The 14,971-nt window shown below is 58.1% G+C and carries 15 protein-coding genes; 12 read left to right on the plus strand and 3 right to left on the minus strand.

Going from position 1 to position 14,971, the window contains the following annotated elements; translation table 11 throughout:
- Window positions 1–150: 150 nt before the first annotated feature.
- Both ABLV49_RS08350 and ABLV49_RS08355 read left to right on the plus strand, forming a co-directional pair.
- Window positions 151–795: a glutathione S-transferase family protein gene (locus tag ABLV49_RS08350; protein ID WP_349281143.1), complete on the plus strand. Its 645-nt coding sequence runs from the start codon at window positions 151–153 to the stop codon at window positions 793–795.
- A 77-nt stretch (window positions 796–872) separates the two neighbouring features.
- Window positions 873–1,175 carry an antibiotic biosynthesis monooxygenase family protein gene (locus ABLV49_RS08355; RefSeq protein WP_349281144.1) on the plus strand — a complete coding sequence of 101 codons (303 nt, stop codon included), beginning with the start codon at window positions 873–875 and terminating at the stop codon, window positions 1,173–1,175.
- Window positions 1,176–1,253: 78 nt separating this feature from the next.
- Here the strand turns inward: ABLV49_RS08355 and ahpF are convergent, their stop codons facing one another.
- The 3 genes from ahpF to ppsR form a co-directional block, all read right to left on the minus strand.
- Window positions 1,254–2,852 (minus strand): alkyl hydroperoxide reductase subunit F, encoded by a 1,599-nt coding sequence (gene ahpF / locus ABLV49_RS08360; protein ID WP_349281145.1) that lies wholly within the window; start codon window positions 2,850–2,852, stop codon window positions 1,254–1,256.
- A gap of 83 nt (window positions 2,853–2,935) precedes the next feature.
- On the minus strand, window positions 2,936–3,508 hold the full coding sequence (gene ahpC, locus ABLV49_RS08365) for an alkyl hydroperoxide reductase subunit C (protein WP_011801786.1): 573 nt from the start codon (window positions 3,506–3,508) through the stop codon (window positions 2,936–2,938).
- Between the two features lie 252 nt (window positions 3,509–3,760).
- On the minus strand, window positions 3,761–4,582 hold the full coding sequence (gene ppsR / locus ABLV49_RS08370; protein WP_011801785.1) for a posphoenolpyruvate synthetase regulatory kinase/phosphorylase PpsR: 822 nt from the start codon (window positions 4,580–4,582) through the stop codon (window positions 3,761–3,763).
- A 179-nt stretch (window positions 4,583–4,761) separates the two neighbouring features.
- Between ppsR and ppsA the strand changes: the two genes are divergently transcribed.
- The 10 genes from ppsA (at window position 4,762) to dnaB (ending at window position 14,871) form a co-directional block, all read left to right on the plus strand.
- Window positions 4,762–7,161 (plus strand): phosphoenolpyruvate synthase, encoded by a 2,400-nt coding sequence (gene ppsA, locus ABLV49_RS08375; protein WP_349281146.1) that lies wholly within the window; start codon window positions 4,762–4,764, stop codon window positions 7,159–7,161.
- Window positions 7,162–7,272: 111 nt separating this feature from the next.
- Window positions 7,273–7,569 (plus strand): hypothetical protein, encoded by a 297-nt coding sequence (locus tag ABLV49_RS08380; RefSeq protein WP_349281147.1) that lies wholly within the window; start codon window positions 7,273–7,275, stop codon window positions 7,567–7,569.
- A gap of 104 nt (window positions 7,570–7,673) precedes the next feature.
- Complete coding sequence (locus tag ABLV49_RS08385; RefSeq protein ID WP_349281148.1) at window positions 7,674–8,201, plus strand: tetratricopeptide repeat protein; 528 nt, start codon at window positions 7,674–7,676, stop codon at window positions 8,199–8,201.
- Window positions 8,188–8,448 carry a DUF4212 domain-containing protein gene (locus tag ABLV49_RS08390; protein ID WP_011801782.1) on the plus strand — a complete coding sequence of 87 codons (261 nt, stop codon included), beginning with the start codon at window positions 8,188–8,190 and terminating at the stop codon, window positions 8,446–8,448. Before ABLV49_RS08385 ends, ABLV49_RS08390 begins: the two co-directional genes overlap by 14 nt.
- 2 nt (window positions 8,449–8,450) lie before the next feature.
- Complete coding sequence (locus tag ABLV49_RS08395; protein ID WP_349281149.1) at window positions 8,451–10,631, plus strand: sodium:solute symporter family protein; 2,181 nt, start codon at window positions 8,451–8,453, stop codon at window positions 10,629–10,631.
- 71 nt (window positions 10,632–10,702) lie between these two features.
- The gene (rpsF, locus tag ABLV49_RS08400; RefSeq protein WP_011801780.1) at window positions 10,703–11,068 is read left to right on the plus strand and encodes a 30S ribosomal protein S6; all 366 of its coding nucleotides are present in this window, start codon (window positions 10,703–10,705) and stop codon (window positions 11,066–11,068) included.
- 48 nt (window positions 11,069–11,116) lie between these two features.
- Complete coding sequence (gene priB, locus ABLV49_RS08405; RefSeq protein WP_349281150.1) at window positions 11,117–11,434, plus strand: primosomal replication protein N; 318 nt, start codon at window positions 11,117–11,119, stop codon at window positions 11,432–11,434.
- Between the two features lie 10 nt (window positions 11,435–11,444).
- Window positions 11,445–11,729 carry a 30S ribosomal protein S18 gene (gene rpsR / locus ABLV49_RS08410; RefSeq protein ID WP_011801778.1) on the plus strand — a complete coding sequence of 95 codons (285 nt, stop codon included), beginning with the start codon at window positions 11,445–11,447 and terminating at the stop codon, window positions 11,727–11,729.
- A gap of 12 nt (window positions 11,730–11,741) precedes the next feature.
- Window positions 11,742–12,194: a 50S ribosomal protein L9 gene (gene rplI / locus ABLV49_RS08415; RefSeq protein WP_011801777.1), complete on the plus strand. Its 453-nt coding sequence runs from the start codon at window positions 11,742–11,744 to the stop codon at window positions 12,192–12,194.
- 208 nt (window positions 12,195–12,402) lie between these two features.
- A complete protein-coding gene (dnaB, locus tag ABLV49_RS08420) occupies window positions 12,403–14,871 on the plus strand; it encodes a replicative DNA helicase (RefSeq protein ID WP_349281151.1) in 2,469 nt (822 codons plus the stop codon).
- Window positions 14,872–14,971 lie beyond the last annotated feature (100 nt).

The following is a 14,971-nucleotide window of genomic DNA, read 5'->3' on the forward strand; positions in this document are numbered from 1 at the left end:
GGCGAATGGGCTTCGGATGGGTGTCAGCTTCATGCCGGGGCTTGTTGGCAAGTCGCCATGAAAGACCCGGCTACGCCCGTTCGCGCCGCTGCACGCAGGCTTTGTTCAGGCCACTGGCGATGCTGTCACGCATCTTGCTTTGCAGACTGCATGACCCTGAAGTTCTACATGACGCCCGGCTCCTGCACGACCGGCATCCACATCCTGCTCGAAGAGCTGGAGCTGCCGTTTGAAGTCACCATCGTGAACATGCCGGCCGGCGACCATCGCCGCCCCGAGTACCTTGCGCTCAACCCGAAAGGCACGATTCCAACGCTGGTGCTCGACGATGGGCAGGCGCTGACCGAGTTCCAGGCCATCGCCTACTGGCTGGCGCGCCGCTATCCGCGCAAGCGCCTGCTGCCCGACGACCCGCTGCAGGCCGCGCAGGCCCTGGAGCTGATGGACCATGTGGTGGGCACGGTGCATGGCCAGGGCTACACGCGGATTTTCACCACCGACCGTTATCTGCCCGCGGGGCTGGACGGGCCGTTGCTGGCGCAATGGCAGCAGGGGATTCAGGCACGCGGACGCGAGATCATTGCCGAGGCGTTTGCCGTGATCGAAGCGCGCCTGCCCGAAGCCGGTTACGCCTGCGGCACCGATTTCTCGATAGCCGACGCGGCGCTGTTTTATGTCGAGTTCTGGGCCGACAAGACAGGCTTGAGCCTGCCGCCGCGCTGCGCCGCGCATTACCAGCGGGTGCGCGCCCGGCCGGTGGTGCAGCGCGTGCTGCGCGAAGAAGGCTACCGCTGAAGCCGTCCGGCGCCTGCCGCCCTGCGTGGCATGCTTCGCATTCCGACTCCTGATTTTCAATTGAAAGGACACGCACCATGTTTATCGCCATGAACCGTTTTCGCATCGCTCCGGGCCGCGAGGCCGAATTCATCGAAGTCTGGCGCCAGCGCGACAGCCGGCTGGCCGAGGTGCCGGGCTTTCAGCGCTTCAACCTGCTGCAAGGGCCAAGCGATGCGCAGGCCACGGTGTTTGTCTCGCACTCCACTTGGGAAAGCGCCGCCGCGTTCGAGGCCTGGACCCGTTCCGAATCCTTCCGTGCCGCGCATGCCAGCGCGGGCCAGCAGCGCGGCCTGTACCTCGGGCCGCCGCAGTTCGAGGGCTTTGAGGCGGTGCTTTAGATGCTATTGTTTATATAGCTGCTTGCGCATACTGGCCGTGCGCAAGAGGCCGATTTGATGCTGATTTCCTGGCCGGAGTCAGTCCGCCAGCGCTGTTTCCATTTCAAGCACAGGCGCCGGCGTCCGGATCAGGTGGTCAAATGCGCTCAATGCCGCCTTGGCGCCATCACCGGCCGCAATGATGATCTGCTTGAAGGGCACGGTTGTCGCATCACCCGCCGCGAACACGCCGGGCACCGAGGTCTGGCCCCTGGCATCGACCACGATCTCGCCGTGCCTTGACAGCTCGACCGTGCCCTTGAGCCAGTCGGTGTTGGGAACCAGGCCGATCTGGATGAACACGCCTTCGAGTTCGACCTTGTGCAATTCGCCTGTTGAACGATTCTTGTAGATCAGCCCGTTGACTTTCTGGCTGTCGCCGGTGATCTCGGTGGTCTGGGCATGGGTGAACACCGTCACGTTCTTCAGGCTGTGCAGCTTGCGCTGCAGCACGGCATCGGCACGCAGCACGTTATCGAATTCGACCAGCGTGACATGGCCGACGATGCCTGCCAGGTCAATCGCCGCCTCGACGCCTGAATTGCCGCCGCCAATCACCGCCACGCGCTTGCCCTTGAAAAGCGGTCCGTCGCAATGCGGGCAGTAGGCCACGCCCTTGTTCCTGTATTCGTGCTCGCCGGGCACGTTGATGTTGCGCCAGCGCGCTCCGGTGGCGATGATGACCGATCTGGCCCTCAAGGACGCGCCGCTTTCAAGCTGGATTTCAAGCAGCGCATGGCCGGCATCGGTGGTGGGAACCAGCGCCCTGGCGCGCTGCAGGTTCATGATGTCCACCTCGTAGTCGCGCACATGCTGTTCAAGCGCGGCTGCGAACTGCGGGCCTTCGGTATGCTGGACTGAAATGAAATTGTCGATGCCCAGCGTGTCGAGCACCTGGCCGCCGAAGCGTTCCGACACCACGCCCGTGCGGATGCCTTTGCGCGCTGCGTACACCGCAGCCGCCGCGCCGGCCGGGCCGCCGCCGACGATGAGTACGTCAAACGGGGCCTTGGCAGCGATTTTCTTCGCTTCGCGCTCAACGCCGCTGGTGTCGATCTTGGCCAGGATTTCTTCCAGGCTCATGCGGCCCTGGCTGAATTCGGCGCCGTTCAGGAAAACGGTCGGCACGGCCATGATCTGGCGCTCCTTGACCTCGTCCTGGAACAGCGCCCCGTCAATCATGGTGTTTTTGATGCGCGGATTCTGCACCGCCATCAGGTTCAGTGCCTGTACCACGTCGGGGCAGCTGTGGCAGGTCAGCGAGACATAGATCTCGAATTCAAAGTCGCCATCAAGCGCGCGGATCTGCTCCAGAATCGCTTCGTCCACCTTGGGTGGGTAGCCGCCGATTTGCAGCAAGGCCAGGATCAGCGACGTGAACTCGTGGCCCATCGGCAGCCCGGCAAAACGCGGACCGTGATTTTCGCCGGGGCGATTGATGGAAAACGACGGCTTGCGGTGATTGTCGTCGCGGCTTTCGCTGACCTTCACCAGCCTGGATGAGTCGGAGATGTCCTTCAGCAGCGACTGCAACTCGCCCGACGCCTTGCCAGCGTCGAGCGAGGCGACGATTTCGATCGGTTGTGTGGCCCGGTCGAGGTAGCTTTTCAATTGGGCTTTCGTGCTGGCGTCGAGCATGGCGAACTCACTTTCTGGATACGTGGTGGAATAAAAAAAGCCCGGGTGCAAGCGCGCCCGGGCTGTGGCGCGCACGAAGCGGCTTAGATCTTGCCGACCAGGTCGAACGACGGCTTGAGCGTTTCAGCGCCTTCGCTCCATTTGGCGGGGCAGACTTCACCCGGATGGGCGGCTACATATTGCGCAGCCTTGACGCGGCGCAGCAGTTCGGCGGCATCGCGGCCAATGCCGTTGTCATGCACTTCAATGGTCTTGATCTTGCCTTCTGGATCGATGACGAAGGTGCCGCGGTAAGCCAGACCGGCGTCGTCACCTTCCTCGATCATGACTTCGAACGCGCGCGTCAGCTTTCCGCTTGGGTCGCCGATCATCGGGTAGGTCACCTTGGCGATGGTCTCGGATGTGTCGTGCCAGGCCTTGTGGGTGAAATGGGTATCGGTCGATACGCTGTACACCTCGACACCCAGCTTCTGGAATTCAGGGTAGTGGTCGGCCAGGTCGCCGAGTTCGGTCGGGCACACGAAGGTGAAATCGGCCGGGTAAAACACGACAACAGACCATTTGCCCTTGAAGTCGTCATTGCTGACGGGTACAAACTTGCCGTTGTGGTAGGCGGTGGCTTTGAAAGGGATGATTTCGGTGTTGATCAGGGACATGGCTGCTTCCTCTACGGGTGGTTGAAAATCTGAATGAGTTGATAGTATATGACTCTTAATTTAATATATTAAATAGAAATTAACTATTAATAAAATTGGATTTGGCTATTTCTTTACGGCGTGTGGCATTCTGGCGGGCTGTTTTTGATGTATTGCTATTAAAAACAGGCTATAGCGCAATAGGAACGGGCGTAAACAGCTATCAAAAGCATAGTGAAAACTGCGCCAGGACTGGCTCGCGGGTGCGGGCGGTCAATACTCCAGCCGCTCCGGCCTGATTTCCTGCAGGATCGTGGTGGCAATTTCCTCGATGGACTTGGTGGTGGTCGAGAGCCAGCGAATGCCTTCGCGGCGCATCATGGCCTCGGCCTCATGAATCTCGTTGCGGCAGTTGGCCAGGCTGGAATAGGTCGAATTGGGCCGGCGCTCGTTGCGGATCTGGCTCAGCCGTTCCGGGGCAATCGTCAGGCCAAAGATTTTCTTGCGGTGCGGCACCAGCGCTGGCGGCAATTGCCGGCGCTCAAAGTCTTCGGGGATCAAGGGGTAATTGGACGCCTTCAGGCCGTACTGCATGGCCAGGTACAGCGTGGTGGGCGTTTTTCCGCTGCGGCTGACGCCTACCAAGATCACGTCCGAGCCCGCCAGATCCCGATGGCTCTGTCCGTCGTCATGCGCCAGCGAGAAATTGATGGCCTCGATCCGCTCGTCGTAGGCTTTGCTTTTGGAGGCATCAGAAAACCGGCCAACCCGGTGGTTGGATTTGATTCCCAGTTCGCTTTCCAGCGGGGCCACGAATATGCCAAACATGTCCAGCAGCATGCCGTTGCACTGGGCTTTGAGGACCGCCAGGATGTCCATGTTCACCAGCGTGGTGAAAACGATGGGCCGCTTGCCTTCCAGTTCCCCGGTGTGATTGATATGGCGGATCGCCTGATGGGCCTTGTCCACGGTGTCTATGAAAGGCAGGCGGACATGGCGCGGACTGATTTCAAACTGGGCCAATATGGCGTTGCCAAAGGTTTCGGCGGTAATGCCGGTGCCGTCGGAGATGAAAAACACGGTGCGATTGGACATGGTGGTCGATTCGGTCAGGTGAAAAGAGAAGATGAATGCGCCGGGCGGCAGCCCCCTACAATCGGGTTAATTATCCAGTTTATGGTTCAGTGCGCTGCATCAACCCCTACAAAAGAACAACACGGTTGGATGTCGCACCGGGCCGATAGTGCCGATTTTTAAACCTCCGGAGTATTTTTATGTCCAACCTGTTTGAATCGACCGCTTTGGTCGTACCGTTCGAAAACCTGCGAATGACCGACGTTGATACCGTCGGTGGCAAGAACGCGAGCCTTGGCGAGATGATCTCGCAGTTGCCTACCGGACCGCAGGGCGTGCGGGTGCCGACCGGATTTGCCACGACAGCTCACGCCTTTCGCGCGTTTCTGGCATATGCCGGGCTTGACAACAAAATCAATGCGGTACTCGATGCGCTCGACACCGAGGACGTCCGGGCACTTGCCACAGCCGGCGCACAGATTCGCGAAATGGTCGAGGCCCAGCCTTTTCCGCCAGAATTCGAGCAGGCCGTTCGCGACAGCTTTGCCACCTTGAGCGCGGGTAACGCGCAGGCCAGCTTTGCCGTGCGCTCTTCAGCCACCGCTGAGGATTTGCCCGATGCCTCGTTTGCAGGCCAGCAGGAAACCTTTTTGAACGTGGTCGGCATTGAAGACGTGCTGCACAAGATGAAGGAGGTGTTTGCCTCGCTCTACAACGACCGGGCCATCAGCTACCGCGTCCACCAGGGCTTTGCTCATGCCGACGTGGCCTTGTCGGCTGGCGTGCAGCGCATGGTGCGCAGCGACCTGGGGGCCGCCGGCGTGATGTTCACCATCGATACCGAAAGTGGATTTGAGGACGTGGTGTTCATCACCTCCAGCTACGGCCTGGGCGAAACAGTGGTGCAGGGCGCTGTGAATCCGGACGAGTTCTATGTTCACAAGCCGATGCTCAAGGCGGGAAACCGCGCTGTCATCCGCCGCAACCTGGGCTCCAAGCTGCTGCAGATGGAATTCACCACGGCTGAAGAGAAAAAAACCGGCGGCAAGCTCGTCAAAACGACCGATGTGCCGATTGAACTGCGCAACCGCTTTTCACTGACCGATGCCGATGTCGAGCAGCTCGCTCGCTATGCCGTGATCATTGAAGACCATTACGGCCGCGCGATGGACATCGAGTGGGGCAAGGACGGCACCGATGGCGAACTGTATATTTTGCAGGCACGGCCCGAGACCGTGAAAAGCCAGGCCAAGGGCAAGGCCGAGCAGCGTTACAAGCTCAAGGGAACCGGCACCGTGCTGGCCGAAGGCCGCGCGATTGGCCAGAAAATCGGCACCGGTCCGGTCCGCATCGTGCACGACATCCGCGACATGGACCAGGTCCGGCCCGGCGACGTGCTGGTCACCGACATGACCGACCCGAACTGGGAACCCGTGATGAAGCGGGCCAGCGCCATCGTGACCAACCGCGGCGGCCGCACTTGCCATGCAGCGATCATCGCGCGTGAACTGGGCATTCCGGCCGTGGTGGGCTGTGGCAATGCCACGGAGCAGCTCAAGGATGGCATGCTCGTCACCGTGAGTTGCGCCGAAGGCGATACGGGCACTATTTATGATGGCCTGCTGGAAACCGAAATCACTGAAGTGCAGCGCGGCGAGATGCCGCCCATCGACATCAAGATCATGATGAATGTAGGCAATCCGCAGCTGGCCTTTGACTTTTGCCAGATTCCTAACCAGGGCGTCGGCCTGGCACGGCTCGAGTTTGTGATCAACAACAACATCGGGGTGCATCCGAAGGCGATTCTGGACTACCCGAATGTCGATGCCGACCTGAAAAAGGCCGTTGAAAGCGTGGCACGCGGCCATGCGTCGCCGCGTGCGTTTTATGTGGACAAGGTTGCCGAAGGGATTGCCACGATTGGTGCTGCCTTTTGGCCAAAATCGGTCATCGTTCGCCTTTCGGACTTCAAGTCCAACGAATACCGCAAGCTCATTGGCGGCTCGCGCTATGAGCCTGAAGAAGAAAATCCAATGCTGGGTTTCCGAGGTGCCGCACGCTACATCAGCACCGATTTCCGCGAGGCTTTTGCCATGGAATGCGAAGCGCTCAAGCGTGTACGCAATGACATGGGCCTGACCAACGTGGAAGTCATGGTGCCGTTCGTGCGTACGCTGGGCCAGGCCAGGGCGGTGACGGAGTTGCTGGCCGAGCATGGCCTCAAGCGCGGCGAAAAGGGCTTGCGGATCATCATGATGTGCGAAGTGCCGAGCAATGCCGTGCTGGCCGACCAGTTCCTGGAATACTTTGACGGCTTTTCCATTGGCTCGAATGACCTGACCCAGCTCACGCTGGGCCTGGACCGCGACTCGGGTCTGGAGATTCTGGCCAAGGACTTCGATGAGCGCGACCCGGCGGTCAAGGCCTTACTCAGCCTGGCCATTTCGGCCTGCAAGCGTCAGGGTAAATATGTCGGTATCTGCGGCCAGGGGCCCAGCGACCATCCAGATTTTGCCCAGTGGCTGAAGGATCAGGGTATCGGCTCAATCTCGTTGAATCCCGATACGGTGATTGAAACCTGGAAACGCCTGGCGAGCTGAAGTTATCAGTGCTTCACCGAGGGAAAACCCCCGGTGTCTTCAGTGGGCAGGGCCAGTAATGGCGATATCCTCCGATGACAATCGGAGACTGTTGTTCTCGGGCCTGCTGCCATGCTGACTGTTGTTATTGCCATCAAACTGACTGCTGAAATTGCGCTGCTGGCGTTGCTCGGCCAATGGCTGCTCGGTTTGATGACAGGCGCAACCCGCAATACCAACCCGTTTTATGCGTTGCTACAACTTCTGGGACGGCCCTGGATTCGTGCTGTTCGCTGGCTTTCTCCTCGCGTGGTGCTGGATCAGCATGTACCGCTGGTTGCATTTTTTCTCCTGCTGCTTGTCTGGGGTGCGGCGAGTTTGGCCAAAGTCAGCATCTGCCTGCAAATCGGCGTTGCCTTGTGCAAATGATCTGTTCTCTCAAGCGCCGTCTTGATTACCTTTTTTTAAAGGGGCAAGCCCTGGTCTTGCTGGCGCTCGGACAGCGGGAACAAGCGCTGTCCCGGTTTGACCGCATGTTGGTGCTTTTGCCCATGGACCGTTATGCGCTTGCCAGCCGTGCCCATGTGCTGGTCCAGCTCAACAGGCTGGATGACTCCATTGCCAGCTTGCAGCAACTCAGCCGCGTCACGGGTACGCCAGTGCAGCAGGCAGCGGCCTGCTTTAACCTGGGTTATGTATTGCAGCAGAACGGACGGCATGATGAAGCCCGACCTGCATTTGAAAAAGCCGTCGAGCACCAGCCTTGCATGGACCGGGCCTGGTACGGCCTTGCGCTGGCGTTGATCCATCAGCGGCAGTTTCATGAGGCAAGGCAGGCGCTGGAAAAAACTACACGGCTGCAACCCATGAGTCCCTATGGCTGGTACCGGTTGGCAGAGGTCAACCTGGCGCTGGGTGAACCCGAAAAAGCGCGCCAGGTGATTGATCACCTGCGCCAGTTCGAACCCAGGGTGGCCGCGCAACTTGAGCGCGACATCGGCCTGTCCGTCCATTTGCAAGTTAATAACCGGCATGTCCTGACGCGTGATGTTGCCTGCTGAATTGCATCGCCGTTACTGGCGCAAAAACATGGTGGTGACGGCCTTGCTATTGTTCGTCTGGTTCGTCGCGACTTTTGGCGTTGCCTACTTTGCGCGGTTCCTTAGCTTCAGTTTTTTCGGCTGGCCCTTTAGCTTCTGGATGGGTGCACAAGGCGCATTGCTGATCTATTGCCTGATTGTTGGTTTTTATGCCTGGTACATGAACCGGCTTGATGCAGAGCATGACGTAGCAGACGAGGACGACTGAGCATGGCTGATTTTTTCGGTCGCCGTGAAGGCGTTGCGCACTCCAAAAAACAGTTCAAGTCCCAACTGGACCGCGTTTATCGCTGGTTCACGCTGGGTTTTGTCGTTTATGTGCTGCTGCTGGGGGGGCTGGAGCGCCTGGGCATGCCGCACTCATGGATAGGCATGACATTCTTGCTGTCCACGATTGCTTTGTATGCCGGTATCGGCATCATGACCCGCACCACCGACGCCGCCGAATATTACGTGGCGGGCCGCCGAGTCCCGGCGATTTATAACGGGATGGCAATAGGGGCCGACTGGATGTCTGCGGCTTCATTCCTGGGCTTGGCCGGCACGCTGTACCTTACGGGTTACAGCGGTCTGGCATTCATCATGGGATGGACGGGTGGCTATTGTTTGGTGGCGCTGGTGCTGGCCCCTTACCTGCGCAAGTTCGGGCAGTTCACCATTCCGGATTTCCTGGGCGAGCGCTACGGCGGGCATCTGCCGCGCTTTATGGGTTTGCTGGCAGCCATCCTGTGTTCATTCACTTATCTGGTGGCGCAGATTTACGGCGTCGGACTCATCACGTCCTACCTGACCGGTATTGCTTTCGAGCTGGGTATTTTTCTGGGGGTGGGCGGCATTCTGGTTTGCTCATTTTTGGGCGGAATGCGAGCGGTGACCTGGACGCAGGTGGCGCAATACATCATTTTGCTGGTGGCTTACCTGATTCCGGTCGTCTGGCTGTCGGTCAAGCAGACCGGCATTCCTGTCCCGCAAGCGGTTTACGGCTTTCAACTGGAGAAAGTGACCACCAAGGAAAAAGAACTGGCGACAGACCCCAAGGAGTTGGAGGTTCGTGCCCTATTCAGCAAACGCGCAGAAGTCTTGGCCGAAAAAATGAAGCATCCGGAGCTTTCGATGGCTGCCGACAAACTGGCTGCCACCAAAAAACTGGCAGCCCTGAAGGCTGGCAATGCGTCGGTAGCCGAGGTTTCTGCCGCTGGCAAGGCGTTGGCAGCCTTGCCGAAAGATGAGCGCGCGGCACTTCGTGAATGGGCTATCGCCAAAACGGCAGACGAAATCAAAAGCCAGCCACTTAATGGCATGCCTGCCCATGCCGCCCAGTTTTTGGGCAATCCTGATGGCACAGTTCAGGAAAAAGAGCTTTACGACACTTCACGGCGCAACTTCCTGGCGCTGGTTTTTTGCCTGATGGTCGGGACATCGGCCTTGCCGCACATCCTGATGCGCTATTACACCGTGCCCAGCGTTCGTGAGGCACGGCAGTCCGTCACCTGGTCACTGTTTTTCGTTTTTCTGCTGTATTGCACCGCACCTGCGCTGGCCGTGCTGGTGAAGTATGAAATTTTTACCGTGCTGGTCGGTACACCCTTTGACCAACTGCCCGCATGGGTGAATGAGTGGAACAAGGTCGATCCGGCGCTGCTGTCGGTGGTTGATGTCAACAAAGACAATGTCTTGCAACTCAATGAAATGACGATGGGTGGCGACATTGTGGTGCTGCTCACGCCTGAACTGGCGGGGTTGCCTTACGTTGTTTCAGCGCTGGTGGCGGCAGGTGGACTGGCCGCCGCACTCTCTACCGCGGATGGACTGCTGCTGGTCATTGCCAATGCGCTGGGACATGACCTGTACTACAAGATGATTGATCCGAATGCCTCAACCGTGAGCCGTGTCACGCTGTCCAAAATACTGCTGCTCATCGTTGCCCTGCTGGCGGCTTATGTAGCAGCCCAGAAACCGGCCGATATCCTGTTTCTGGTATCGGCCGCTTTTTCATTTGCAGCGTCGTCGTTTTTTCCGGCGCTGAGCATGGGTATTTTCTGGAAACGCGCTACCGGCACGGCGGCGACCCTGGGAATGGTGTCGGGCCTGAGCGTGACGACCTACTACATGATCACTACCCAGCCGTGGCTACGCACCACCTTCGGCATTACCTCGCCGATTCAGCTCTGGTGGGGAATTGATCCCATATCAGCCGGTTTGTTCGGCGTGCCTGTTGGCTTTGCAGTGATCATCCTGGTCAGTCTGGTGACACGGCCGCCCAGCCAGGACATGCAGGCGCTGCTGGAGTACATCCGTTATCCGGATCTGAAAGCCCATGACAGGTCTTTTGCAGCGCCAGCGCCGCGTCAGGGCAGGGCTATTTCGCATCAAGCCGGTGACGGGCTATAATCATAGGCTTCGCCTTGCTGCACCCTTAACGACGCTGGGGCAGCTTTTTATTGCATCCAAAAGGAGATTTTATGCGTCATTACGAGATCGTCTTGCTGATCCACCCGGATCAAAGCGAGCAAGTCCCAGCCATGCTGGAACGCTACAAGGGCATGATTACCGCCGGCGGCGGAACTGTGCATCGTGTTGAAGATTGGGGCCGTCGCCAGTTGGTGTACCTGATCCAGAAGCTCGCCAAAGCCCATTACCTCTGCATCAACATCGAAGCCAGCCAGGCCGTGATGGAAGAAATTGAACATGCGTTCAAGTTCAACGATGCCGTACTGCGCCACCTGACCGTGGTGAAGAAAAAGGCTGAAACCGGCCCGTCCCTCATGATGCGCAACGTCGAGAGAGAAGAAGCCCGTAAAACCCAACAGCAGGAGTTTGCGGCGTAATTCGCCCTATTCTGTTGAACGCTTCGCTGTTGTGCATTTGGAGCCGCAGTGAACCAGGTTGACCTGACCGCCTGTATCGCCGAGCTAAGTCCTCTGCGCTACACGCCCGCTGGAATTCCCGCCATCAACTTCATTCTCGAACACGAGTCTGAAGTGCTTGAAGCGGGTATCAGCAGACAAGTCAAGTTGACGATAAAGGCAGTTGCTTTCGGAACGCTGGCTGAGCAAGCCGTCAAGCTTCCTTTGGGCAAGCCTTTCAGGTTCACGGGTTTTCTGATCAATGCACGCACCAGCAAAGGCGTTGTTTTTCATATTCAAGCTCTTCACCCGACACCTCAGGCAGAGCAAGTACTGAACCCCATTTAAGGAGTCCATCATGGCCGGACCAAAACGTTTCAATAAAGACAAGCGCCCCAAGCGCAATACCCAATCCCTGCTGTTCAAGCGCAAGCGTTTTTGCCGCTTCACAGCCGCCGGCGTTGAAGAAATCGACTACAAAGATATCGACACCCTGCGCGATTTCGTTTCTGAAAATGGAAAAATTATTCCCGCACGCCTGACCGGCACCCGCGCGATTTTCCAACGCCAGATCAACACCGCCGTCAAGCGCGCTCGCTTCCTCGCGATGCTGCCTTACAGCGACCAGCACCGCAGCCTGTAAGGAGATACGACCATGCAAATTATTCTGCTCGACAAAGTCGTGAACCTGGGAAATCTGGGTGACGTCGTCAAAGTCAAAGACGGTTACGCACGTAACTTCCTGATTCCTTTTGGCCGCGCTCGCCGCGCCACGGCAGCCGCCATCAAGGAATTCGAAGTCAAGCGCGCTGAACTTGAAAAAGCTGCCGCTGCCAAGCTGGCCGAAATGCAAGTTCAGGGCGAAAAGCTCGGCGGCACCACCGTCAAGCTGACGCAAAAAGCCGGTGTCGATGGCCGCCTGTTTGGCTCCGTCACCAATGCCGACATTGCTCAAGAAGTGACGAAGCAAGGCTTTGCGGTTTCCAAATCGCAGATTCGCCTGCCTAACGGCCCGATCAAGACGGTTGGCGACCATGCCATCAACATTGCCTTGCATACCGACGTCGTGGTTGACATCACCGTCACGGTTTACGGCGAAACTGCTTAAATACGTTTTCCGCGTTACCTGAAAGCCGCTCTTCGGAGCGGCTTTTTTCTTGGGAAAACAGGAAATTCGGTAGTTTTGATTCGATGCTGCTCACTGGTCATGCATATCTTTACTCCTGATTTCTACCCGATTTCCCCAGTTTGTCCGAATAGTTATCCCGTACGTTTCGAGGCTTACGGCGTACCATTTACCCTTCCCAAGGAATTCAATGTCTGCCGTACTTTCCCCTTTTTCCGAATCCGGTTACAGCCCCGACCGCCAGATTGCCCAGCTTCGCATCCCACCGCATTCCATCGAAGGTGAATCCAGCGTTTTGGGCGGCCTGTTGCTCGACAACAGTGCATGGGACCGTGTGGGCGACTTGCTGGCAGACCAGGATTTTTACCGCCACGAGCATCAGCTTATTTATGCCGCCATCGGATGGCTGATCAATGCGTCCAAGCCTGCGGACATCATCACCGTCTTTGAGCGCCTGCAGAGCCTGGGGAAAAATGAAGAAATAGGTGGCTTGAGCTACCTGAGCGCACTGGCCCAGTACGTACCGAGCGCCAGCAACATCCGTCGCTATGCCGAAATTGTTCGGGAGCGTTCCATCTTGCGCAAACTGGTCGCCGCTTCCGACGAGATTGCCACCAATGCCTTTAATCCGCAAGGCAAGGCCGTCACTGTCATTCTGGATGAAGCCGAGCAAAAGATTCTCAACATCGGCGAGCAGGGCGGCCGGTCGCAGCAGGGCTTTCAAAGCATGGACACGCTGGTGGTGGATTTGCTCGACCGCGTGACCGAGATGTCGGAAAACCCGAATGATGTGACCGGCGTGCCGACTGGATTTGTTGACCTGGACCGCATGACCTCCGGCTTTCAGGCTGGCGATCTGATTATTCTGGCGGCACGGCCATCCATGGGCAAGGCCCAGCCGCTGGATGCCAAAATTCGCACGCTCAGCGGCTGGAAGCGGATGGGCGAACTTGAAGTGGGTGACGCGCTAGCCTCGGTGGATGGGCGTGCTTCCGTCGTCACGGGAATTTTTCCGCAGGGCATCAAGCAGACTTACAGCGTGACTTTTTCTGATGGACGCTTGACGCAGTGCTGTGGCGAACACCTGTGGCGCATCATGTACCGGGACTGGGCCGCACCGCGCGTTGTCTCAACCGACCAGTTGCGCGAGATGCTGGGCAAGGTTCGGTATCAAGGCCGCTTGTGGATTGATACGGTTTCAGGCGATTTTGGCAGCCTGGAGCCGCTACCGCTTGATCCGTGGGTGCTGGGCAGTCTGCTGGGCGATGGTTGCCTGACCGGAACCGGAACCGGCAGCGTCAGGTTTTCGACCGCATCTGGAGAAATCCTTCAGACAATGAACGAACGGCTGCCTGAAACCATGGAAACGGTTCATGCCGGTGCTTATGACCACCGTCTGGTGCAGCTTCATCGCGGGCATGTCAAAGGCGTGCAGGGCATGGTTGCCAATCCCTTGCGTGAGGCGCTGCAAGCGCTGGGCCTGTCCGGTTTATCCAGCGATCAGAAATTCATCCCACAGCTCTACCTCAATGCCGGCAAAGAGTCCCGTCTGGCGCTGCTGCGCGGTTTGATTGACACCGATGGATGGGTGGAAAAATGGGGCAGCATCCGTCTGTCCACCGCCAGCCGGCGTCTGGCTTCGGATGTGGCCTTGCTGGTGCGCTCGCTGGGCGGCTGGTGTTCCATCACTGAAAAGCAGCCGCATTTTGTCAATACCGCTAGCATCCGGGTGCCCGGTTTGCCAGCCTATGTGTGCCATATTTCGCACCCGGACCCCAAATCGCTGATGTCGCTGGCCGGCAAGCAGAATCGGGCGCCACAGCAGCGGGTTCGACAAAAACGCCTTACCGTGACCTCTATCGAGCCGGGGCGCCGCGCCGACTGCCAGTGCATTTCAGTCAGCCACCCCGAGCACCTTTATGTGACCGACGATTACATCGTCACGCACAACACGGCACTGGCCATCAACATCGCCGAGCATGTGGCCTTGCATGAAGGCTTGCCGGTAGCGGTGTTCTCGATGGAAATGGGTGCCTCGCAACTGGCCGTGCGTATCGTCGGTTCGATTGGCCGGATCGACCAGACTCACTTGCGCACGGGCGCCTTGACCGACGAGGAGTGGCCGCGCCTGACCGAAGCCATCGAAAAGCTGAGGACGATTTCCCTGCATATCGACGAAACTGCCGGCCTCACGGTCAGCGAACTGCGGGCCAATGCAAGGCGCCTTGCCCGCCAGTGCGGCAAGCTAGGCCTGATCGTGGTGGATTACCTGCAACTCATGAGCGTATCGACCAGCATGAGCGATGAAAACCGGGCGACTGCCGTGGGCGAGATTTCGCGCGGCCTGAAAATGCTGGCCAAGGAGCTTCAATGTCCGGTCATTGCGCTGTCGCAGCTCAGCCGGGGTGTGGAATCGCGCACCGACAAGCGGCCAATGATGAGCGACCTGCGCGAATCGGGTGCGATTGAGCAGGATGCCGACATCATCATGTTCATTTACCGCGATGAGTACTACACCAAGGAAGCCTGCAAGGAGCCGGGCGTGGCCGAGGTCATCATCAGCAAGCAGCGCAATGGTCCGACGGGAACGGTAAAACTGGCGTTTATCAACCGCATCACCAAATTTGAAAGCCTGGCTCATAATGCCGGGGATTTTTAATGAAAAATGGCTTTTGCGCACGCTGAGTATGCATAGATTGCTATTTATTTAATAGCGAATTGCAGCCTGGAAAATTCCAGCGGGACGACTCTGCATCGTC

The organism is Polaromonas hydrogenivorans (genome assembly GCF_040105105.1).
GTDB classification, from domain to species: domain Bacteria; phylum Pseudomonadota; class Gammaproteobacteria; order Burkholderiales; family Burkholderiaceae_C; genus Polaromonas; species Polaromonas hydrogenivorans.